Annotated in this window: 21 protein-coding genes; 18 read left to right on the forward strand and 3 right to left on the reverse strand. The window is 52.3% G+C overall.

Annotated elements, in window-relative coordinates; all coding sequences use genetic code 11:
* Positions 1-18: 18 nt before the first annotated feature.
* Positions 19-492: an Lrp/AsnC family transcriptional regulator gene (locus tag ABXT50_RS02015; protein WP_415274510.1), complete on the reverse strand. Its 474-nt coding sequence runs from the start codon at positions 490-492 to the stop codon at positions 19-21.
* A gap of 156 nt (positions 493-648) precedes the next feature.
* Between ABXT50_RS02015 and ABXT50_RS02020 the strand changes: the two genes are divergently transcribed.
* The 5 genes from ABXT50_RS02020 (at position 649) to ABXT50_RS02040 (ending at position 6,302) form a co-directional block, all read left to right on the forward strand.
* Positions 649-2,085, forward strand: coding sequence for a gamma-aminobutyraldehyde dehydrogenase (locus ABXT50_RS02020; protein ID WP_415274511.1), 1,437 nt, complete (start codon positions 649-651; stop codon positions 2,083-2,085).
* A gap of 133 nt (positions 2,086-2,218) precedes the next feature.
* Positions 2,219-3,463 (forward strand): ABC transporter substrate-binding protein, encoded by a 1,245-nt coding sequence (locus ABXT50_RS02025; protein WP_415274512.1) that lies wholly within the window; start codon positions 2,219-2,221, stop codon positions 3,461-3,463.
* Positions 3,464-4,591 (forward strand): ABC transporter ATP-binding protein, encoded by a 1,128-nt coding sequence (locus tag ABXT50_RS02030; RefSeq protein ID WP_415274513.1) that lies wholly within the window; start codon positions 3,464-3,466, stop codon positions 4,589-4,591.
* The gene (locus ABXT50_RS02035) at positions 4,591-5,505 is read left to right on the forward strand and encodes an ABC transporter permease (protein WP_415274514.1); all 915 of its coding nucleotides are present in this window, start codon (positions 4,591-4,593) and stop codon (positions 5,503-5,505) included. The genes ABXT50_RS02030 and ABXT50_RS02035 overlap by 1 nt, the downstream gene beginning before the upstream one ends.
* On the forward strand, positions 5,502-6,302 hold the full coding sequence (locus ABXT50_RS02040; RefSeq protein ID WP_415274515.1) for an ABC transporter permease: 801 nt from the start codon (positions 5,502-5,504) through the stop codon (positions 6,300-6,302). The genes ABXT50_RS02035 and ABXT50_RS02040 overlap by 4 nt, the downstream gene beginning before the upstream one ends.
* On the opposite strand, the gene ABXT50_RS02045 is transcribed toward ABXT50_RS02040, so the two are convergent.
* Complete coding sequence (locus ABXT50_RS02045) at positions 6,288-7,649, reverse strand: transaminase (protein WP_415274516.1); 1,362 nt, start codon at positions 7,647-7,649, stop codon at positions 6,288-6,290. The two genes, ABXT50_RS02040 and ABXT50_RS02045, sit on opposite strands and share 15 nt — an antisense overlap.
* Positions 7,650-7,718: 69 nt before the next feature.
* Positions 7,719-9,044, reverse strand: a complete 1,326-nt coding sequence (gene gabT / locus ABXT50_RS02050; RefSeq protein WP_415274517.1) for a 4-aminobutyrate--2-oxoglutarate transaminase — start codon at positions 9,042-9,044, stop codon at positions 7,719-7,721.
* Between the two features lie 76 nt (positions 9,045-9,120).
* Here gabT and dxr point away from each other — a divergent pair, with 76 nt between their 5' ends.
* The 13 genes from dxr (at position 9,121) to ABXT50_RS02115 (ending at position 22,051) form a co-directional block, all read left to right on the forward strand.
* Positions 9,121-10,206, forward strand: a complete 1,086-nt coding sequence (gene dxr, locus ABXT50_RS02055; protein ID WP_415274518.1) for a 1-deoxy-D-xylulose-5-phosphate reductoisomerase — start codon at positions 9,121-9,123, stop codon at positions 10,204-10,206.
* A 28-nt stretch (positions 10,207-10,234) separates the two neighbouring features.
* Positions 10,235-11,536 carry a M50 family metallopeptidase gene (locus ABXT50_RS02060; RefSeq protein ID WP_415274519.1) on the forward strand — a complete coding sequence of 434 codons (1,302 nt, stop codon included), beginning with the start codon at positions 10,235-10,237 and terminating at the stop codon, positions 11,534-11,536.
* Positions 11,537-11,589: 53 nt separating this feature from the next.
* Positions 11,590-12,744 carry a flavodoxin-dependent (E)-4-hydroxy-3-methylbut-2-enyl-diphosphate synthase gene (gene ispG / locus ABXT50_RS02065; RefSeq protein WP_415274520.1) on the forward strand — a complete coding sequence of 385 codons (1,155 nt, stop codon included), beginning with the start codon at positions 11,590-11,592 and terminating at the stop codon, positions 12,742-12,744.
* A gap of 14 nt (positions 12,745-12,758) precedes the next feature.
* Entirely contained in the window at positions 12,759-14,522 is a 1,764-nt protein-coding gene (locus tag ABXT50_RS02070; RefSeq protein ID WP_415274521.1) for a proline--tRNA ligase, read from the forward strand.
* Positions 14,523-14,542: 20 nt separating this feature from the next.
* Entirely contained in the window at positions 14,543-15,520 is a 978-nt protein-coding gene (gene nusA, locus ABXT50_RS02075) for a transcription termination factor NusA (protein WP_415274522.1), read from the forward strand.
* A 24-nt stretch (positions 15,521-15,544) separates the two neighbouring features.
* On the forward strand, positions 15,545-15,802 hold the full coding sequence (locus ABXT50_RS02080) for a YlxR family protein (RefSeq protein WP_415274523.1): 258 nt from the start codon (positions 15,545-15,547) through the stop codon (positions 15,800-15,802).
* A 73-nt stretch (positions 15,803-15,875) separates the two neighbouring features.
* A complete protein-coding gene (gene infB / locus ABXT50_RS02085) occupies positions 15,876-18,491 on the forward strand; it encodes a translation initiation factor IF-2 (RefSeq protein WP_415274524.1) in 2,616 nt (871 codons plus the stop codon).
* The gene (gene rbfA, locus ABXT50_RS02090; RefSeq protein ID WP_415274525.1) at positions 18,491-18,919 is read left to right on the forward strand and encodes a 30S ribosome-binding factor RbfA; all 429 of its coding nucleotides are present in this window, start codon (positions 18,491-18,493) and stop codon (positions 18,917-18,919) included. The genes infB and rbfA overlap by 1 nt, the downstream gene beginning before the upstream one ends.
* Positions 18,919-19,782 (forward strand): tRNA pseudouridine(55) synthase TruB, encoded by an 864-nt coding sequence (truB, locus tag ABXT50_RS02095; RefSeq protein WP_415274526.1) that lies wholly within the window; start codon positions 18,919-18,921, stop codon positions 19,780-19,782. The genes rbfA and truB overlap by 1 nt, the downstream gene beginning before the upstream one ends.
* Positions 19,779-20,156, forward strand: coding sequence for a hypothetical protein (locus tag ABXT50_RS02100; RefSeq protein ID WP_415274527.1), 378 nt, complete (start codon positions 19,779-19,781; stop codon positions 20,154-20,156). The genes truB and ABXT50_RS02100 overlap by 4 nt, the downstream gene beginning before the upstream one ends.
* A 19-nt stretch (positions 20,157-20,175) precedes the next feature.
* Positions 20,176-20,565: a hypothetical protein gene (locus tag ABXT50_RS02105; RefSeq protein ID WP_415274528.1), complete on the forward strand. Its 390-nt coding sequence runs from the start codon at positions 20,176-20,178 to the stop codon at positions 20,563-20,565.
* On the forward strand, positions 20,549-21,472 hold the full coding sequence (ribF, locus tag ABXT50_RS02110; RefSeq protein ID WP_415274529.1) for a riboflavin biosynthesis protein RibF: 924 nt from the start codon (positions 20,549-20,551) through the stop codon (positions 21,470-21,472). Before ABXT50_RS02105 ends, ribF begins: the two co-directional genes overlap by 17 nt.
* A 9-nt stretch (positions 21,473-21,481) precedes the next feature.
* Complete coding sequence (locus ABXT50_RS02115) at positions 21,482-22,051, forward strand: DUF805 domain-containing protein (protein WP_415274530.1); 570 nt, start codon at positions 21,482-21,484, stop codon at positions 22,049-22,051.
* Positions 22,052-22,054: the final 3 nt, after the last annotated feature.

Genomic DNA, 22,054 nt, shown 5'->3' on the forward strand with positions numbered 1-22,054 from the left:
TTGTTGGAGAGAAACTCGTCATCGAGTTCCCCAGTTGTAGTGCTGCTTTTCTAGTTTTAGGTAGACAAAACTTTCTGCGGAGATAACTCCCGGCAATGCTCGTATTTGTTCATTGATGAGGGCTAGAAGGGCGTCATCGTCCTCGCAGACAGCCTCCGCCATTATGTCGAAGCTTCCGGCTGTGAGTACTACGTAGTCAACGGATGCAATTTCAGCCAGCGACTTAGCTACGACCAGAGCATCGCCGGAGCATTTGATTCCAATCATCGCTTGCCTCGAAAAACCTAGAACAAGAGGGTCTGTCACCGCGACAATTTGCATAACTTTAGCTTCGGTAAGTTTCTGTACTCGCTGTCTAACGGCAGCTTCGGAGAGTCCGACGACCTTGCCAATCTCCGCGTAGGACTTCCTGCCGTCATGCTGCAGCTCTTCGACGATGAGCTTAGAAGTCTCGTCAAGTTGAGACCGGCGGGTCCTTAAGGTTTTGGACATACCGCCAGTATCACACTTTTTCGCGCCCGAAATGCCCTTTTGCGCCGAATTGTCGTCAATTTGTTACGTAATCGGCACACTTTGGAAACTTGAGGGCCGAAATGCCTGTTTGGGTTTAGAGTCTTAGGGGAATAACTCAAAGAGGAGTAGTGCAGAGTGACCGTAAAAAAATTACAGAACTTTATTGGTGGCAAGTATCAGTCACCCATTAGTGAAGGCGTCAGCGACGTTATCGACCCTTCGACCGAGCAGGTTTACGCGCACGCTCCAGTGTCCAGCGCTGCTGATGTTGACCATGCGTATAAGGTAGCGGCCAAAGCTTTCGAGACTTGGTCACAGACAACCCCCTCCGAACGGCAGCTAGCACTCTTTCGAATTGCAGATGCGCTTGAGGCGAGAGCCGAAGAGGCGGCTGATGTCGAGTCTCAAAACACTGGAAAGCCTCGAACAACTTTGGTTGACTATGAAATCGGACCTTCGGTTGACCAGATTAGATTTTTTGCGGGAGCAGCCAGGAACCTAGAGGGTAGGGCAACTGCAGAATACTTGCGGGATCACACTTCGTCTATAAGAAGAGAGCCAATCGGCGTTATCGGCCAAGTTACGCCTTGGAATTATCCACTGAACATGGCGGTCTGGAAGTTTGCGCCGGCGATTGCCGCGGGAAACACGATCGTTCTAAAACCATCGGACACGACTCCGGCCTCTACCTTGCTGCTTGCCGAGATCGCGAGCGAGTTCTTACCAGAGGGCGTCTTCAATGTTGTTACCGGTGATCGAGACACCGGTCGGGCAATGATCGAAAACCACATACCTCAGATGGTTTCCATCACCGGCTCGGTGCGGGCAGGCATGGAGGTCGCAAAGACCGCCTCTAGCGATCTAAAGCGCGTCCACCTAGAACTAGGCGGGAAGGCTCCGGTGATAGTTTTTGCCGACGCCGACTTCCAGAAGGCTGCCGAGGGCATCGTGGCCGCAGGGTTCTTCAACGCAGGTCAAGATTGCACCGCGGCTACAAGGTTGTTGGTTCAGGAATCCGGATATGACGATTTCATGACTGCACTTATTGCGGAGGTAAAGAAAAGCGCAAAGGTTGGAATGCCGAGTGAGCCAGATATCTTGTTTGGTCCAGTCAATAACGCTAATCAGCTGGCTCGGGCTCAGGGTTTCATAGACAGGTTGCCAGATCACGCCAAGATTGAAACTGGAGGATCACGAATCCTCGGCAGCGGCTACTTTTTCGAGCCGACCGTCCTGTCTGGTCTAAAGCAGACGGACGAGCACATTCAGGACGAAATCTTTGGACCAGTTATGACAGTCCAGAAATTTACGGATGACGCCCAAGCTCTGGAGTGGGCAAATGACATTAGGTATGGTCTGGCATCCTCGGTCTGGACATCTAACCACACCAGGGCGATGCGTTTCGCTAAGTATCTAGATTTTGGAACCGTGTGGGTCAATACTCACATTCCACTGGCCGCGGAAATGCCGCACGGTGGCTTTAAGCACTCGGGATATGGCAAGGATCTGTCGCACTACGGCTTCGAGGACTACACAAGAATCAAACATGTAATGCACTACATAGGTAATTAAAAGTAAAGATTAGATTTCGTTGCCTCTTTTTTTGTGAAACTTGTGCAAAGCTTTCAATTGCCTTTGGACCCTCAAGAAAATAGGACGTGGATAACCGATAATCGCAGGAAGCTGCGGAACCTAGGAGAATGCTATGAAGCGAGGACTACCTCAAGACCCAATGCTTGCTCAACTTGTTCAGATGGCCAGACAGCATCAGATATCTCGCAGAGCGGCCCTTGCCGGAGTCGGAGGAACCGCTGCAGCGTTGTCGCTAGCATCCTGTGCGGCCGCGGAAGAGACAGTTGTTGCGGCTACCGATCTTTCCGACAGTGAAAAGGTACTTGTCTGGCATAACTGGTCCGCCTACATGGACGAAGATGATGATGGCAACTACCCAACTTTGCTTCGCTTCCAAGAACAGAGTGGAATCACTGTCGATTACCGCGTTGAGATTGATGACAACGACACTTGGTATGCCAAGGTCAAGGACCAGCTAGAGCTCGGACAAGACATCGGTGCAGATGTTGCCTGTCCAACCACCTGGATGGCAGCTCGCCTTCGGGGTCTTGGATACCTTCAGCCGCTTGACAACGCGAACATGCCAAACAAAGTCGCAAACCTAGCTCCTGGCTACCAGGGAAACCCGGATGACCCGGACCGCGTTTACTCGATTCCTTGGCAGGGTGGATTTGCTGGCATCGGTTACAACAAGCAGGCCTACAAAGAGGCAACCGGTAAAGATGCGCCTGCAACCATGTCTGACCTTTGGGCTGCGGAGCTAATGGGACGCGTCGGTTTGCTTTCCGAGATGCGTGACACTGTTGGGCTTGTTCTGTTGAGCCAAGGAATCGACATTACCTCTGCCGACAGCCTCACGGAGGATGCTTTTAACCTAGCCCTAGATGAAATCAAGGCCCAGATTGACAGCGGACAGGTTTATAACGTTCGTGGAAACAGCTATCTGGACGACCTAACAACCGGCAACATTATCGCTGCAACTGCTTGGTCTGGTGACATCACTCTTATCAACTTCGAGAGTGGCACCGATGAAAACCCAGACCCATTCGGCTTTGTCTTCCCGGAATCCGGAGTAACTCTTTGGGCTGACGAGTTTGTAGTTCCAATGGGCGCAACTCACAAGCGCAACGTTGAGGCGCTAATCGAGTATTACTACGACCCCGTAAACGCAGCTGAACTTGCTCTTTGGGTGAACTACATCACCCCAGTAGTTGGGGCTAAGGAAATTGCCGCTGAGGAGGATCCGGAATTGGCAGAAAACCAGCTGATTTTCCCGAACGCCGACACTCTGGCCAAGAGCCATTCTTTCCGGAGTTTGACCGGACCAGAAGAGCAGCGTTTCTCAGCTGCTTGGCAAAACCTTCTTCTAGGTTCCTAGGTGGCCACTGAGTTCATAGCCAGAGGTCAAGATCTGGAGCTTAAAGGTATTCGCAAGGAGTTCCCCGGTTTTGTTGCGGTTGACAATCTCAACCTCAAAATTCCAGCCGGGGAGTTCTTTGCCCTTCTAGGCCCATCGGGCTGCGGTAAAACAACGACTCTCCGCATGATTGCGGGGCTCGAGAGCCCTTCAAAGGGTGAAATTTTACTCGGCGGCAAAGATATTGCCGGCATGAAGCCTCACGAGCGACCAGTAAACACAGTTTTTCAAAACTACGCGCTGTTTCCGCACATGAGCGTTTTGGAAAATGTGGCTTTCGGAATCAGGCAACGTAAGTTGACCGACCCGCTTTCAAAGGCAGAAAAAGCTCTTGCGATGGTGGAGCTTGAGCATCTGGCCCAACGCAGACCACAGCAGTTATCCGGGGGCCAACAGCAACGAGTCGCTCTTGCACGTGCCCTTGTGAACCGTCCGTCTCTGCTTTTATTAGATGAGCCACTAGGAGCTTTGGATCTCAAGCTTCGTCGTCAGATGCAGATTGAACTCAAGGCGATTCAGATGGAAGTCGGGCTGACATTCCTGCACGTAACTCACGATCAAGAAGAAGCCATGGACATGGCCGATACCGTAGCGGTCATGAATCAGGGGCACATCGAACAACTTGGTGCACCCGAGGTTCTGTATGACCGACCGAAAACAGCCTTCGTAGCCAAATTCCTGGGACAATCGAACATGTTTATTGGCAAGGTCACCGAGACCAACTCCGAAACCACAAGCATTGAATACAAGGGTAAGAAAATTACCGGCTTGACCAAAAGAAGTGAGAAAGTAACCGGAGTTATCGCAATCGGAGTAAGGCCCGAAAAAACATACTTCCACGAGACTCAGCCAGACGATGACCCCGGCCTAAACATTTTGGGCCCGGGAGAGATAACTGACATTCGATTCACTGGAGTTTCCAATCAGTATCAGATCGATATTCCGGGAATTGGAGTTATGACTGTTTTTGCTCAAAACGTCGGCCGCTCTCCCGTCGTGGAGCTTGGGGCGCAGGTTTATGTCAGCTGGAAAATCGAGCACAGCTTTGGGCTGTCCGATCTTCCATCCGGAGTAGAAGAAGAGCACTAATGGCGTTCGTGGCATTTGGGTCACAGGCTCCGGCTAAGGAGCAGGGACCTTCCAAGACCGGTCGCGTGGCGCTGTTTTTATTGCTGCCAGGCCTTTTCTACCTAGCCCTATTTTTTATCACGCCTTTGGTGTCTCTGATCATCACCTCCTTAAAAGCCCCAAGTGCTACCGGGGCAATCGGAAGGTATGACCTAGGCCTTGAATTCGGTAACTACGCGTACGCGGTTACGCAGTATGCTCCCCAGATCTTTCGTTCGTTTAGCTTCGCAGTGCTCGCAACAGTAATTGCCCTGGCTATTAGTTACCCCATTGCTTACTTCATCGCCGTCAAGTCAAGAAACAGACCACTTCTCAAGGGCATCCTGCTAACCCTGGTTGTGGCACCTTTCTTTATCTCATTTTTGCTGCGAACCTTTGCCTGGAAGCAGATTTTCTCCAATGATTCGCTGGTCGTCAACGTGCTCAAGGACATCGGTGTTTTCGGAGCGGACAGCTACATAATTGGCACAAACTTCGCGGTGGTTTTTGGTTTGGTTTACAACTTCATCCCGTTTATGACGCTGCCAATTTATGCCAACCTAGACCGACTTGATTTGAGCCTGGTTGAGGCCGGGTCCGATCTCTATGCAAGTCCGTCGAAAACTTTCCGGAAAATAACCCTTCCCCTGTCACTTCCAGGAGTCATCTCCGGAACCCTTTTGACGTTCATCCCGATTAGCGGAGACTACGTTGTTGCCAGCAGGGACTTCTTAGGAGGCCCAGACACTGCGATGATTGGCAACGTGGTGGAGGCGAACTTCCTCAGAATTCAGGATTACCCGACGGCATCGGCAATTTCGGTAATGCTCATGGCGACGATCGTAGTCTTTGTCTCAGCATATGTTCGACGCAGTGGAACGGACGACCTACTATGACCCGTTTCTCGTTGGGTAAGTACTTACTTCCAACCTATGTGTTCCTGACCTTTTTGTTCCTGATGATCCCAATTGGATACACATTCGCGTTCTCTTTTAATGATTCGATTAAGTCGAACATAATCTGGCGCGGCTTCACTCTTGATAACTGGCTAAACGTTTGCGATCAGGCAGGCGTCTGTGGGGCTTTCGGCAACTCTCTGCTAGTCGCTGTCATTGCAACGGCAGTGTCGACAGTCCTGGGGACAATGATTGCTATTGCGCTCGTACGATACCGTTTCAAATTCCGCAGCGCCACCAACTTGCTGCTGTTTTTACCCCTGGCAACCCCCGAGGTTGTAATGGGCGCAGGGCTCGCGGCTCAGTTCCTAGACTTCGGCTGGACAAAGGGTCTAACCACAGTGATCATTGCTCACGTCATGTTCACCTTGAGTTTTGTGGTCGTCACTGTGAAAGCCAGGGTCGCAACTTTGGATCCAGCCCTAGAAGAGGCTGGCCGAGATCTTTATGCGTCTCCGATACAGGTTTTTTGGAAGATTACTTTCCCGCTGTTGCTTCCTGGAATTCTTTCGGCGGCCATGCTTGCGTTCGCCTTGAGTTTCGATGATTTCATCATTACTCAATTCAACTCAGGCTCGGTCGACACTTTCCCTAAGTTCGTCTATACGGCGGCAGCCAGAGGAATCCCACCGGAGGCAAATGTAGTTGGCTCGTTTGTTTTCATCGTTGCAATCGCAATTGTTATAGCGGTGCAGGTTAGATCGGCAATGAAGAAGCGAAAGCTACTTAGCAAATAGCAGTTCCACGGCATCGCGAAAATGGCGGTGGTGCTTTTCAATGTCGACGGCAGTCGTGTCGGGTGAGACCAAAACCATATTGTGAAACGGCGTCATCAGAATCCCTTGGTTTATTGCGTGAAGCTGAAGGAACTGACCCAATTCAAAGTCCTCGGCAGCCGCAGCTTCCGCTCCTGTTGTAGGCGCGGTTTTTCTAAAGCTATATTCGCCTCGACAGCCAATTCGGGAAACTTGCCAGGGCAGTTGATATTCATCAATGGTGGCCTGAATGTTAGCCTGCCAAGTAATTGCCAGCTGCTCCATTCGCGAGAAGTTCTTTGGGGTCAGCACTTCTTCGAGGGTGGCACGGACTGCGGCCATTGAAAGGGCATTCCCGGCTAGCGTTCCGCCGACACCTCCAACGTCGATGCTCTCCAGTTCTAAGCTGTTGGCAATCTTTTCTGAAAGCTCTTCCGTGAAACCAATTGCTCCGACTGGCACTCCGCCACCTATGGTCTTGCCAAGAACGACTGCGTCTGGTTTGAGGTTGTCTCGGGCTGTGATGCCTCCGGCGCCTGCGGAAAGAGTGTGGGTCTCATCCAACGCAAAGATTACATCGTGCTTTTTGCACAGCGCTTGGAGTCCCTCGAGATAACCAGCCTCTGGCAGCACGATGCCAATGTTTGTTAATCCCGGTTCAATTAGCAATAGGGCGACTTCACCGGTCGCAAGTGCCTTTTCGGCAGCAGCCAAGTCATTGAAGGGCAGTGAGACCGTTGTAGTGTGAAGCTCCGACGGCTTGCCAATATTATTTGGCCTCGAAATAGTGTTGCCCTGATGATCAAGAACCGCGAAGGTCTCGTCAACGCTTCCGTGATAGCAGTAGTCATGGACTGCAATCTTTGTCCTGCCGGTTACTTGCCTAGCAAATCGTATTAGGTGGCGATTGGCGTCAGTCGCACTAAGAGTGAACTGCCACTTGGCAAGACCGAAACGGGCACCCAGTGTTTCGGCGTTTATTGCCGCGTCAAGGGTGGGCAGCATAAAGGTGGCCCCCTTAGCTATCTGGTCCTGCACTGCCTTCACAGTCGGCGCCGAAGCGTGTCCAGACATCGCTCCAGTGTCACCGAGGCAAAAATCGGTGAAGTCATTGCCGTCAAGGTCTGTGAAGTGGGCGCCTTTTGCACTATCCACGTAAATCGGGAATGGTCCCGGCCACTTCGCCATCCAGAGCATGGGAACACCATTGACTAGCGACGCTTGAGACTTTTGGTGAGCCGTTTGCGACTTCGGATGGGTCGAAACGTACACGCTCACTTCTTTGGCGAATAGCCCAGCTAATCGCTGGCGGTCTTCATATTGACTCATGTTATTCCAGTCTCAGCGTCGGTTTAGCTCCGGCTCAGGCGCTATTTTGGCCGGAAACTGGCTAGGGAATTAGAGGGTCGCCAGTCCTTCGGAAATGACATCCAATGCCTCGTGAAGTAGATCGTCGGAGATGGAAAGCGGGGGAAGCAAGCGAACTACGTTCGCATAGGTTCCGGCATTGAGAACCACGACACCATTTTTGTGGCAGTGCTTCAAGAGCGCCTCGGTGGCCGGTTGGTTGGGATCAAGGGTACCTGGCATCACTAGTTCAAACGCCTGCATAGCGCCCACTCCACGAACCTCACCAATTATTGGATAGATCGCCATCATCTCGGTCAGACGCTTGACAATTAGGGCGCCAATCTCTTGGGCGCGATTTAGCCAGTCTCCTTGCTCAAACTGCTCCATTACCGCCACTGCGGCCGCCACGGCGGTTGGTGAACCACCGAAGGTGCCACCTAGGCCACCCGCATGCGCTGAATCCATAATTTCGGCCCGGCCTACAACGCCGGATAGCGGCATTCCGCCGGCAATTCCTTTGGCGACAGTCACTAGGTCGGGGTCAAAGCCGTCTTCCCACTGGCTAGCGAACCATTTTCCGGTCCTCGCCATACCGCTTTGAACTTCATCCGCAACCATCACAATTCCGTTCGCCTTGCACCAGCTATCGATTGTCTTTAGGAAGCCTGGAGCCGGGACGATGAATCCAGCTTCGCCTTGAATCGGTTCGATGAAAACGGCGGCAAGCTGGGACGCACCAACTCTTTTTTCTAGGTAGGTAATTGTCCTGGCAGCTGCCTGCTCGCCAGTCATTCCCTCAGGGTCGCGGAATGGGTAACTCATGGGTGCATGGTGAATGCTCCCGGGAAGCGGACCGAAGCCTGTGGCATAGGGATGCGCCTTAAAGTTCATGGCCATCGTCAGGCTGGTTCGACCGTGATAGGCGTGGTCGAACACCGCTATCTCTGTTCTTCCGGTTGCTCGCCGTGCAATCTTTACTGCATTTTCAACGGCTTCTGCACCTGAATTAAAAAATGCAACTTTTTTCGGAAAAGAACCAGGGGAGTGAGCTGCTAAAAGCTCAGCTGCTCGAACGTACTTCTCATAGGGGGCAACCGTGAAGAGGGTGTGAGTCAGTTTTGCAACCTGTTCTTGAACAGCGGAAACGACCCCGGGGTTTGTGTGCCCAATAGTTACAACTCCAATGCCGGTTCCCATATCGATCAATTGGTTGCCGTCGACATCCTCGAGAATCGCTCCGTGCGCGCGCTCAATAAATACCGGAAGCATTGTCCCGACTCCCGCGGAAACAACCGCGGTTCTCCGCTTTTGAAGCTCCACAGACTTAGGTCCCGGGATAGAGGTCGTCAAGATTCTTTTTTGTTCAAGGCTCATCTCTAAATTCTAGATACTTATTCGGATTTTTATCATTCCTGACTCGCAATGCGGATGGAGTTCTAAGCTTTGGTAGATGCGCACTGTTTTGGTATTAGGCTCCACGGGCTCTGTCGGCACTCAAACTCTCGAGTTGCTCGCGGCGAATCCCGATAAGTTTCAGCTAGTCGGCATCTCGGGAAACTCGAATACTGAGTTACTTGAGGCTCAGCGAGTCCAATTCGGCTTGCCCATTGACAGGGCAGTACTGGGTCCCGAACTGGCTGCCGATTTAGCCAGCGAGCTGTCGGCAGATGTCGTTGTGAACGGGATAACCGGTTCTGCCGGGTTGATGGCAACCCTTTCGGCACTTCGCGCGGGAAGCAAGCTGGCTCTGGCCAACAAAGAGTCTCTGATAGTTGGCGGGTCGTTAGTTACGAAGCTGGCGGCCAAGGATCAAATCTTGCCCGTTGACTCAGAGCATTCGGCAATCGCACAGTGCTTAATGGCAGGCCAAAAATCTGAGGTTTCAAGACTTATATTGACCGCATCTGGCGGTCCGTTTAGGAATATGTCAAGAGCCGATCTCGAGAATGTGACTCCAGCTCAGGCTCTCAAGCACCCGACTTGGAGTATGGGCAAGGTCATAACAACTAATTCCGCGACGATGGTAAACAAGGGCCTCGAGGTAATTGAGGCTCACATTTTGTTTGGAATCGGGTTTGAAAACATCGCCGTGACCGTTCATCCCCAGTCCATTGTTCACTCTATGGTCGAGTTCTATGACGGTTCGGTGATTGCACAGGCCTCAGTACCAGATATGAAACTCGCGATTGGCTTTGCAATTGGCTGGCCAGATCGGCTTGCCCATTCGACAAAACCGTTGGATTTCACTCAAAGCCATCGATGGGATTTCGAGCCGCTGGATGAGGATGTCTTCAACGCCGTCAAGTTGGCCCGGCAGGTGGGGCAGGCAGGGCTTACTTTTCCGGCGGTCTATAACGCGGCGAATGAGCAGGCCGTGGAGGCCTTTCACCGGGGTGAAATCTCGTTCCTTGGAATTACCGACACAATCGATAAGGTACTTCAGGTGCACACTCCGGGGCCGTTGAGTCTCGAAAGCGTCTTGGCTTCCGAAAGTTGGGCCAGACGGACTGCCGATTCGCTGATAGCAGAGAGCTAAAGCCCCAAGTGTTAGGTACCCTTGTTTCGTGATCGACATCCTCTTGTACGCGGCCGGAATTGCAATTGTCCTAATTGGAATTGCTCTGTCTATAGGCTTGCACGAAATAGGTCACCTGATACCGGCGAAAATTTTTGGCGTTCGGGTAAATCAATACATGATCGGCTTTGGCCCAACCGTTAAATCTTGGACTAGGGGCGACACCGAGTATGGCGTCAAGGCAATACCGCTCGGCGGTTATATCCTCATGACTGGAATGTATCCTCCCGAGTCCAAGCCGTATCGGGGTCCATTCGCGAGTTGGATTAGGGATGCTAGGCAGCAAGTAAGACAGGGCATCGAGCCCAGCGATGAAAATCGCCAGTTCTACAAGCTGTCCGCCCCCAAGAAGCTGACTATCATGCTCGGCGGCCCGCTGATGAATCTTATTTTGGGGATGCTACTTATTCTGCTAGCGCTGAGTGGTGTTGGAACAATGCAATCCACGATGAGCGTCAACAAGGTCTATGAATGCATTGAGGCTGATACGGCGGGTAATTGCCCGAGTGGATCTCCGGTCTCGCCCGCTATTGCCGCTGGACTCTTGCCTGGCGACATCGTCAATCAGGTCAATGGCAAGCCGGTTCTGAGCTGGACCGAAGTGATTGCAGGACTCAACAAGAATCAGACGAGTCAGTCAATGCTGGGAATTGTTCGTGACGGGGCGAATATCACCCTTGCGATTACGCCGTCATTTATCGAGACTCAAGTTTTTCTGGACTCGGGTGCGGCAGCGCTAGACGCGGCCGGCAACAAAGTCACTGAGCTCAGGCCAATTTTGGGTATTCAGTTGGGGTCTGAGATGACGCCATTGAGCATCGGCGAATCGGTTAGCTTTTCTCTAACTGCAACCGGTGGGATGCTGGCATTCGTGGCCGATTTGCCGCAACAGGTTTATAAGGTTGCGGCAAGTACTTTTGGCGGCACGGATCGAGATCCAAATGGTGCGGTCTCCATTTTGGGTGTGGGCCAGTTAGCGGGAGAGCTCACTGCCGCCGATATCGGTGTGGAGGCCAAGCTCGCCTCGCTGTTGCTGTTGATAGGCTCTTTGAATCTTGCACTTTTCGTTTTCAACATGATTCCGTTGCTGCCGCTAGATGGTGGACATGTTCTCGGGGCGCTCTACGAAAGCGCAAAGAGAAGGTCGTGGGTGCTTTTTGGAAAGAGTGACCCGGGTCCAATCGACACCGCTAAAGCACTACCTATTGCCTATGCGGTGTGGATGCTGCTCATTGCAACGGGCCTCATACTAATATTAGCGGACCTTGTAAACCCAATAACATTGGGTTAGGAAGTAACTTTCCTCCTTTGCTGTTGAAGCTTGGAGCAAACGAGAGGTAATAATTGCCGGCTGTAAATCTTGGTCTTCCCGTAGGACCCCCACTGACAATCGCCCCTAGGCGGAAAACTCGCCAAATAATGGTTGGAAAGGTTCCTGTAGGTTCGGATTCTCCAATTTCGGTGCAGTCTATGACCACCACCCAAACCACAGACATCAACGGAACACTTCAGCAAATTGCTGAATTGACCGCCACAGGTTGTGACATTGTTCGGGTGGCTGTCCCCACAAGCGACGATGCACAAGCTTTGAGGGTCATTGCCAAGCGATCTCAGCTTCCGGTTATCGCTGATATCCACTTCCAGCCGCGCTATGTCTTCCAGGCGATCGAAGCTGGGTGCGGCGCAGTGCGAGTAAACCCCGGAAACATTAGAAAATTCGATGACCAGGTGGGCGCAATCTCAAAAGCTGCCAAGGACGCTGGAATATCGATTCGGATTGGTGTAAATGCCGGGTCTCTAGACCCAAGGCTGCTGCAGAAATATGGCAAGCCGACCGCCGAAGCCCTTGTGGAGTCCGCGGTTTGGGAGGCGAGTCTTTTCGAAGAGCATGACTTTCACGATTTCAAGATTTCTGTGAAGCACAATGACCCAGTGGTTATGGTGAAGGCCTATCAGCTTCTTGCTGAGCGTGGGGACTGGCCATTTCACTTAGGAGTTACCGAGGCCGGACCGGCATTCCAGGGCACCATCAAGTCCTCAGTGGCCTTTGGTGCTTTGTTGGCGCAGGGAATCGGTGACACGATTCGAGTCTCGCTCTCCGCTCCGCCGGTTGAGGAAATCAAGGTGGGCTCGCAGATCTTGGAGAGCCTGAACCTCCGTCCCAGAAAACTAGAGATTGTCTCCTGTCCAAGTTGTGGACGCGCTCAAGTAGATGTTTATACGCTCGCGAACGATGTCACCGAGGGGCTTTCTCACTTGACTGTCCCAATCAGGGTTGCAGTTATGGGTTGCGTTGTAAACGGACCGGGCGAAGCCCGAGAAGCGGATTTGGGAGTTGCCTCAGGAAATGGCAAGGGTCAAATTTTTGTAAAGGGTGAGATCATCAAAACGGTTCCGGAAAATGAAATTGTTGCCACTTTGATTGAAGAGGCGAACCGAATCGCAGCCGAAATGGATAGCGCACTTATCGGAACCGCTCAGGTTACCGTCGGGGAGTAGATAACATTGTGCTCATGCCATATCGCCTGAGCTCATTATTTCTAAGGACCCTTCGAGAAGACCCTGCTGACGCTGAGGTTGAAAGCCACAGGTTACTTGTACGCGCGGGTTACATAAGGCGCGCGGCACCGGGAGTTTTTAGTTGGCTGCCTCTTGGCCTGATGGTCAAAAACAAGATTGAGCAAATCGTTCGCGAAGAAATGGCTGCTGCTGGCGCCCAAGAGGTCTTCTTTCCGGCCCTGCTTCCAAAAGAGCCCTACGAGATAACCGGTCGCTGGAACGATTACGGAGACAATATTTTCCGGCTGAAGGACAGAAAAGGCGCGGAGTACTTGCTGGCTCCAACTCACGAAGAGGTTTTTACTCTTTTAGTTAAGGATCTTTATAATTCCTATAAAGACCTGCCACTGAGCATCTACCAAATTCAAAATAAATACCGCGACGAGGCCAGGCCAAGAGCCGGTCTTTTACGTGGTCGCGAGTTCGTAATGAAAGACGCCTACAGCTTCGACGTTACTGACGAAGGCCTCGAGGTTTCATATCAAGCCCAACGCGCAGCTTACGAGCGTATTTTCACTCGCCTAGGTCTGGAGTATGTAGTCGTTAGCGCGGATGCCGGCGCGATGGGCGGGTCAAAATCGGAAGAGTTCCTGAACCCCTCGGAAATTGGCGAAGACTCCTTTGTTCGATCGGCCTCTGGCTTCGCCGCCAATGTCGAGGCGGTTAGATTCGCACAGTCTCCCGCCGTCACTCCGGATGACCAGGCTGCGGTAGATCACTCATCGCCCAACACTCCAACAATTGCCAGCTTGGTCAGTTTTTCGAATGAGAACCACCCCAAGACGGACGGCACCTGGCAAGCATCCGACACCTTGAAAAACGTCGTGCTAGCGCTAATAACTGGAGACGGCAAGCGCAGGCTGGTTACGGTTGGAATTCCCGGCGATCGAGACGTAGATCAAAAGCGGGCCGAAGCGTGGTTTGGGTGTGACGTAGAGCAAGCCAACGAAGCGGACTTCAAGAGTCACCCAGAACTTGTTAAGGGCTACATCGGACCCCGAAGAGATTCGAAGCAATTTTTGGGGCTAGAAACCGATTCGAGAATTGAGTACCTTCTAGACCCGAGGGTCGCTGAGGGAAGTGCTTGGATCAGTGGGGCCAATAAAGATCAGATGCACACTTGGTACCTGACTTTTGGTCGAGACTTTTCCTCGGATGGAATTGCGGACATTGCAGAGATTCGCGCTGGGGACCCGGCCCCGGATGGTTCAGGGCCGTTGGAGATGGCCCGCGGCATCGAAATCGGTCACATTTTTCAGCTTGGTCGCAAATATGCTGAAGCACTTGGCCTCAAGGTTCTTGATTCCAACGGCAAGCTCGTGACAGTAACCATGGGCTCCTACGGCATTGGCGTGACCAGGTTGGTGGCGGTAATAGCCGAGTCGTTCCACGACGATGCTGGTTTGATGTGGCCGGATTCAGTGGCTCCAGCTAACCTTCACGTGATTGCGGCAGGTAAAGATGAGGCTGCCTTCGCGACCGCCGAGTCTCTGACCCTAGCCGCTGAGGCTCTTGGGCTCAAGGTCATGTTTGATGACCGACTAAAAGTCAGCCCGGGAGTGAAGTTTGCCGATGCGGAGCTGATTGGCAACCCATGGATAATCATCTGTGGCCGAGGTGTGGCAGATGGTGAAGTTGAGCTTTGGAACAGAGCGACAGGCGAACGCTCCCAAGTAAAGATAGACTCAGTTCTCGCTGAGCTAATGGCTAAGCGCTAGAAACTAAAAAGAGGCGAGTCATGGATATCGATTTACAAGTTCTTCGTCTACTGGAGCGCGAGCGGGAAATCCCATTTGACGAACTAGTTCTGATTATTGAAGCCGCCATTTTGGCCGCTTTCGCCAAGGGATTTCCGGAACCAGTAAAGGGAGCCCGAGCCGAGCTTGATCGCAAAACCGGTCACGTTCGAATCTTCCAATCCACTCTCGATGAGGACCTAGAGCCCATTGGCGAAGAGGAAGTGACCCCCGAAGGTTTTGGTCGAGTTGCTGCTTACGCCGCGAAACAGGTTATTGCGCAGCGGATGCGAGACATCTCAGACGAGGGACTGCTGGGAGAGTTCAAGGGCAAAGAGGGCGACATAGTCGCTGGGCAGATTCAACAGGGTTCTCGATCACACATGGTTTACGTGAACTTAGGCTCAATTGAGGCTCTTATGCCTCCCGAAGAGCAGGTCCCAACCGAACAGTATTTGCACGGAAGTCGCATCAGAGTTTATGTAACCAGCGTTCAAATGGGAACAAGAGGGCCTCAAATCACGGTTTCCAGGACACACCCTGGTTTGGTTAGAAAACTTTTCGCAATGGAGGTTCCAGAGGTCGCTTCCGGACAAGTGGAAATTGCTTCTGTTGCTCGCGAGGCAGGACACAGGACAAAGATTGCGGTTTTCGCGAAAGAACCCGGAATCAATGCCAAGGGAGCCTGCATTGGCGAACTTGGCCAGCGAGTCCGTGCTGTTAGCGCGGAATTGAATGAGGAAAAAATCGACGTTGTTGATTTCTCAGAGGACTTGGCAACTTTCGTAGCTCACGCCTTGTCACCAGCCAGAGTGTCGGACAGCTTTGTTTTAGACGCTGCAACCAAGGCAGTTAGAGTGTTAGTTCCTGATTTTCAGCTCTCACTGGCAATCGGAAAAGAGGGTCAGAACGCCCGACTGGCGGCAAAATTGACCGGCGCCAAAATCGACATCCAGCCAGATAGCATCCTTGAGGGATAGCGTCATTAGGTAAGGGGCCCTAGAATGGAGCCTATTCGGACCTGTGTTGGCTGCCGCCAACGAGATTCGATGGAGCACTTGCTAAAAATTGTTTCAGTGAATCAAAGTTTTCTTCTCGACCAGCAGCGAAAGCTACATGGAAGAGGGGCTTGGGTTCATGAAGAATGTTTGCGGCTAGCGCTTGATCGAAAAGGTCTAGTTCGCGCCTTGGGCGACTCTAATTCTGAGTCGCTTGAGACATGGCTTAGAAATCAGGCACAAAACATGGCTGACACACAATGAGTTTCTCGAAATGAGACCCCCTCAGAACTAAGGCCTTCCCTGTTTGGGGTCGGCCCCGAACAGGAGAAAAAAAGTGGCGCTTCCACGCGTATACGATATTGCAAAAGAACTTGGGATTGATACCAAGACGGCTTTGGCCAAATTAGAAGAGCTTGGCGAATACGTCAAAGGTGGCTCTTCAACAATCACTCCACCGGTAGCCGAAAAGCTAAAGGGTGCCTTCCCAAAGAAGGAAGCCCCAGTCAAGAAGGAGCCGGCAAAGCCAAAGGCTAAGCCTGCCCCCGAAGCACCGGCGGTTGTCGAAAGCCCAAAACCCTCGGATTTCTTTGAGCCTGTTGCTCCCGCGGTAGTCGAGCCAACGCCAGCTTCCGCTCCGGAAGCTGGAGAGCCAGTCGCGGAGGAGAAGTCCGCCGCCGCAACAATGCTTGGCACACCTCGCCCAGGCAACAATCCATTTTCTTCGAACCAGGGCATGGGAATACCTCGCCCGATGGTTCGACCTGGCAACAACCCGTTTGCTGCAAATCAGGGCATGGGTCGACCACGACCGGGAGCACCAAGACCCGCCGGGGGAGCACCGCGACCAGGAGCACCACGACCGGGAGCACCAAGACCTGCCGGGGGCGCACCTCGCCCGGGAGGCGGAGCACCGCGTCCAGGCGGAGCGCCAGCGTTTGGAACGCCGGGCCAGAAGCCAGGGTTTGGACCTCCAGCTGGCAGACCAGGCCCAGCCGGCCGTGGTGGCCGAGGAGCGGGCACCGCAGGAGCATTTGGTAGAGGCGGGTCCCGAGGAAAATCCCGTAAGTCAAAGAGAACAAAGCGTGAAGAATTTGAACAAAGAGATGTTCCTAGCCTGGGCGGCGCAATGGTGCCTCGTGGCGATGGAAGCACTGTGTTGCGAGTTCGTCGCGGATCTTCGATCCAGGACTTCGCAGACAAGATTGGCACTAACTCCGCCCAGCTGATCACTATTTTGTTCCACTTGGGACAGATGGCCACTGCGACAGCGTCTCTGGACGAAGACACCTTCCAGATTCTCGGTGAAGAGCTTGGCTACAAGGTCGAGGTCGTCTCACCTGAAGACGAAGAGCGAGAACTATTCGAGGGCTTCGGTCTCGATATTTCGACTGGCATCGACGAGGAAGACGACGAAGCACTTTCTCCAAGACCGCCGGTCGTGACCGTCATGGGACACGTTGATCACGGAAAAACTCGGTTGCTTGACTCGATTCGTAATGCGAATGTTGTCGACGGTGAGGCTGGTGGAATTACCCAGCACATCGGTGCCTACCAGGTTTACACAACGCACGAGGGTAAAGATCGAGCAATCACGTTCATTGACACCCCGGGTCACGAGGCTTTTACTGCGATGCGAGTCAGAGGAACCGAAGTCACAGACATTGCCATTTTGGTTATTGCTGCGGATGACGGCGTAATGCCTCAGACCATTGAAGCCTTGAACCATGCCCAGGCCGCAAGGGTTCCAATTGTGGTGGCCGTCAACAAGGTTGATAAGGAAGGCGCAAACCCGGCAAAGATTCGTCAGCAGCTAACTGAATTCGGTCTAGTTGCTGAGGAATTCGGTGGAGACGTGATGTTCGTAGACGTTTCTGCGCTCAAGGGCGATGGAATCGACCAACTTCTCGACGCAGTGCTTTTGACCGCCGATGCAGCTCTAGACCTTCGAGCCAACCCCGACAAGGCAGCGCGTGGAGTTGCCATTGAGGCGAACCTAGACAAGGGACGCGGTTCCGTTGCGACGGTCTTGATTCAGTCAGGAACCCTAGAAATTGGTAACGCAATTGTTGCCGGAGCGGCTTACGGTCGAGTCCGGGCGATGTTTGATGAAAACGGAGATCCGGTTAAGTTCGCGACTCCATCGAGGCCAGTTCAAGTACTCGGTCTGCAGTCTGTCCCGCGCGCCGGAGATACTTTTGTGGTTGCCGAGGATGAGCGTCAGGCCAGGCAGATCGCCGAAAAGCGTGAAGCTGCTGACCGAAACGCCCTGCTAGCAAGGACCAGGAAGAAGCTTTCACTCGAGGACTTCACCAAGGCTCTCGAAGATGGCAAGGTCGAATCACTGAACTTGATCATCAAGGGTGACGTTTCAGGAGCTGTTGAGGCCCTGGAGGACAGCTTGCTCAAGATCGATGTGGGCGACTCAGTGCAGTTGCGAATCATCCACCGCGGTGTTGGAGCAATCACTGAATCCGACGTAAACCTAGCCACCGTCGACTCGGCGGTAATTATCGGATTCAACGTTCGCCCAGATAACAAGGCGAAGGAGCGTGCAGATCGTGAAGGTGTCGACATTCGTCATTACACCGTCATCTACAACGTTCTTGAAGACATCGAGAATTCACTCAAGGGAATGCTCAAGCCGGAATACGAAGAAGCGCAGCTGGGAACAGCCGAAGTTCGAGAGGTCTTCAAGTCCTCCAAGTTCGGTCTCATCGCCGGTTCATACGTGAGAAGCGGCCTAATGCGTCGAAATGCTATGGCGAGGGTCCTGAGAAACGGCGAAGTGATCGGCGAGAACCTCAAGGTTGAGTCACTGAAGCGATTCAAGGACGACGCCACTGAGGTCAAGGCTGATTTCGAGTGTGGAATCGGACTTGGTAGCTTCAATGACGTCAAGGCAGATGACGTCATTGAGACTTACGAGATGGTAGAGAAGCCGAGGGGCTAATGGCAGATCACTCTAGAGCGCTGCGCCTTGCGGAGCGGATCAAAGTCTTGGCAGCATCTGCGCTAGCGAAGATTGTCAAGGACCCTGATTTAGGTTTCGTGACCTTCACTGATGCTCGCGTTACTCCCGACCTGATGCAGGCCAGGCTTTTCTATACTGTTTTTGGTTCCGACGTCGATAAGGCTTTGACCGTTGCCATCTTGCAGAAAAATACTGGGCGGCTTAGGGGAGAGATCGGCAAACAGTTGGGAATCAGAATGACCCCAACTCTCGAACTTATTCTTGACGATGTCCCAGAAAATGCTGGGGACTTGAACGACCTTCTGGCTGAGGCCAAGAGACGTGATGGTGAACTAGAGAAGCTGGCCAAGGGCGCCAAGCACGCAGGTGACGTCGACCCTTACATTCAAAAGCCACAGGAAGACTAATGCAGCATGGCCTAGTTCTGATTGACAAGCCTCAGGACTGGACTTCTTTTGATGTTGTCGCAAAAATGCGGGGCGTTCTGGGCACAAAAAAAATCGGGCATGGCGGAACTTTGGATCCGTTGGCCACCGGTCTCTTAGTGCTCGGAGCAAACCAAGGCACTAAATTGCTCCAGTTTTTGCTTGGTCAAGATAAGTCCTACATCGCGACTATACGACTGGGTCAATCCACTCTCAGCGATGATTCTCAGTCGGAGATCCTTGGGACCAAAGATGCTTCGGACATCACCGCCGAGCAAATTGACTCCGCTATTTTTGCTTTGACTGGGCCTCTTGATCAAATACCGTCCAGTGTGAGCGCTAAAAAAATTGATGGAGTCAGAGCTTACGACTTGGTTCGACAGGGTAAAGAGGTTGACCTAAAACCCAAATCGATAGTAATTCGTGACTTTGCTCGAACCAGCGAGCTAGGTCACCACGAAGGTTTGGTTGATTTTGACATTAGCGTTAGTTGCAGTACAGGGACCTATGTCAGGGCATTAGCCAGAGACATGGGCCAAGCGCTTAGCGTTGGCGGTCACTTGATAGGGCTTCGTCGAACTGCTGTTGCCTCTTTTGTGATCGCTGATGCAACGGCAATAACCGAAGAGCCGCGCTGGATCAGCCTGGCCGATGCCGCATCCAAGTTGTTCCCCAGTTACGAGATTTCTAAAGACCAGGAACAGGACCTGAGACACGGTAAGAAAATTGAGTTGGAATCAGCCGAGCCTGAAATCGCACTGACGCGAGAACGTCATCTGATTGCCCTTGCGACAAAGACAGGGTCGCAATACAAGTCAATCTCGGTTTTTCAGGAGGAACAGTGATAGACGCTTTTTTCTTGATTTTGGTTTGGTACGCGGTCGCCGCTGGCTTGGTTTTGATTTTTTTGGGACTAATCGGCAGAGAGCCTAGCGGTTTTTCCCTTGGGCTTGCGATCGGAGTTGAAGCCGGCCTTTTGGTCCAGCTTATTCTCTCGATTGTTTTGGTTTTTCTCGGTCAGACCGCGGTCATAGATACTTGGGAGTTTTTCGGATACTTGATAGTTGCTCTCATGGTTCCGATTGCCGGAGCGGTATGGGCTTTAGTAGAAAGAAACCGTTGGTCAACTGTGGTTTTAGGTGCAGCAGTTCTTACGATTGCGGTGATGTTGGTCAGAATGCAGCAAATCTGGACCGGGGTCAACCCTTTCGCTGTCTAAGATTAGGGGTGGAGAATTCATGAAAAAATCATTGGGAGCTGGCAGGGTTTTAGTCGCTATCTATGGCGTCTTTGCCCTCTCAGCATCAGCTAGAGCTGGTTACCAGCTAATTCGAGAGTTTGACCAAGCGCCCGTTGCATATTTATTATCAGCGGTTGCCGCATTGGTCTACATAGTTGCGACTTTTTCACTTGCCCAGCCTGAGAAGTATCATGCCTTGGCTCTTTTGGCCGTGCGCTTTGAACTTGCAGGAGTAATAATCGTCGGCTTGCTCTCAGTTTTGATGCCGGAACTATTCGGTCATCCGTCGGTTTGGTCGGGTTTTGGCATCGGCTATGGCTTTATCCCACTTGTCTTGCCAATGTTAGGCCTGATTTGGCTGAGGAGGCGAAATGCTGGAACTAAGTAACTCCAGCCTGCCGCATGAATTCGCTGATACCGCCGTTGCCATAGGCAAATTCGACGGTATTCATTTGGGGCATCAGCAGTTGTTCCATGAACTCGTACATCTTTCTGAAGAGGCAGGTTTGGCAGCCGCGGTACTAGCTTTTGATCGCCATCCTGATGCGTTTTTGAAACCGGGAACCGAGCCCTCAGCGATTATTGGGCCAATCCAAAAAGCGCGAATTCTAGAGTCGCTTGGGGCCGACGCGCTCATAACCCTTCGTTTTGATCAGCAGCTTGCGAACCTTTCCCCAGAGCAGTTTGTCGTGAATCATTTGATGCCAATCAGAGCGAAGCTGGTGCTGGTAGGGCAAGGGTTTCGTTTTGGGCACAAGGGATCCGGAGGGATCGTTGAGCTTAGACAGCTTGGTGAGCGCTTTGGTTTCAGAGCTAAGGAGATTCCAACAGTGGTCTTTGGCGACCTTCCGGTTTCTAGTACTGAGATAAGAAAAGCGATTGCTGCTGGCAATTTCAAGGCTGCAAACAAAATGCTTGGGCGCAATCATCAAACCGAGGGCATGGTCGAACATGGCCGGAAAATTGGCCGTCAAATCGGCTTTCCGACAGCAAACCTGGCACGGAACAGCGAGGGACTTTTGCCGGTTGACGGGGTTTATGCCGGCTGGCTTTATTCGGATGGTGTTCGCTATCCGGCGGCGCATTCGGTGGGCACTAATGACTCCATCGAGGCTGTGCCAAGGCTTCTAGAATCCCATGTTATTGGCCGAGATGATCTTGACCTTTATGACAAAATCGTGACGTGTGAGTACGTCGAGCAGGTCAGACCCTGGGCCAAGTATGAATCCATGGAAAAGCTAATCGCGCAGATCGGCTCCGATGTTCAAGCCTGCAGGCGAGTGCTGGGGGAGTAGGGTCTCAATATGACTTTTGTAGGTGCGATTTCCAGCGGTTTCAAGAATTACCTGAACTTCAAGGGCAGCGCCAGCCGCGCTCAGTATTGGCATTGGGTGCTATTTACTATCCTGTTGGCGCTAGTGCTTGGCACTATCGAGGGCGTAATTTGGCCAACCGCAGCCACCACAGGGGACCCGTTGACCGATATCCAGTCGCTGAGCACCGACTTCACTCCCCTCACGACTATTACTTCACTGATTCTTTTCTTGCCGAACCTTTCGATTCTGGCAAGACGACTCCATGACGCCGGCTTTAGCGCCAAGTGGTTGTTCCTGTTCATTGTTCCGGCCGGCTATTCTATTTTTGCGACCATTGGTGCAATCGCTTTGATTAACGATTTCCCCTCTGGCCAAGAGTTCTCCCCGGAGTTGTTGATGGCACTGGTGTTCTTGATTGTTCCGATCTTTGCCCTGGCCGCCGTGGTGTTTATTATTTTCTTGGTTTTGGTTCTTAAGACCTCAAGAAGTTTTTATGACGGGAACAAATATGTTGAACCGGAGCCCCTTGATTCGCTCGATGAGGGCACTACCGCCTAGCCA

This window comes from Aquiluna sp. Uisw_065 (assembly GCF_047731275.1).
Taxonomy (GTDB): Bacteria; Actinomycetota; Actinomycetes; order Actinomycetales; family Microbacteriaceae; genus Aquiluna.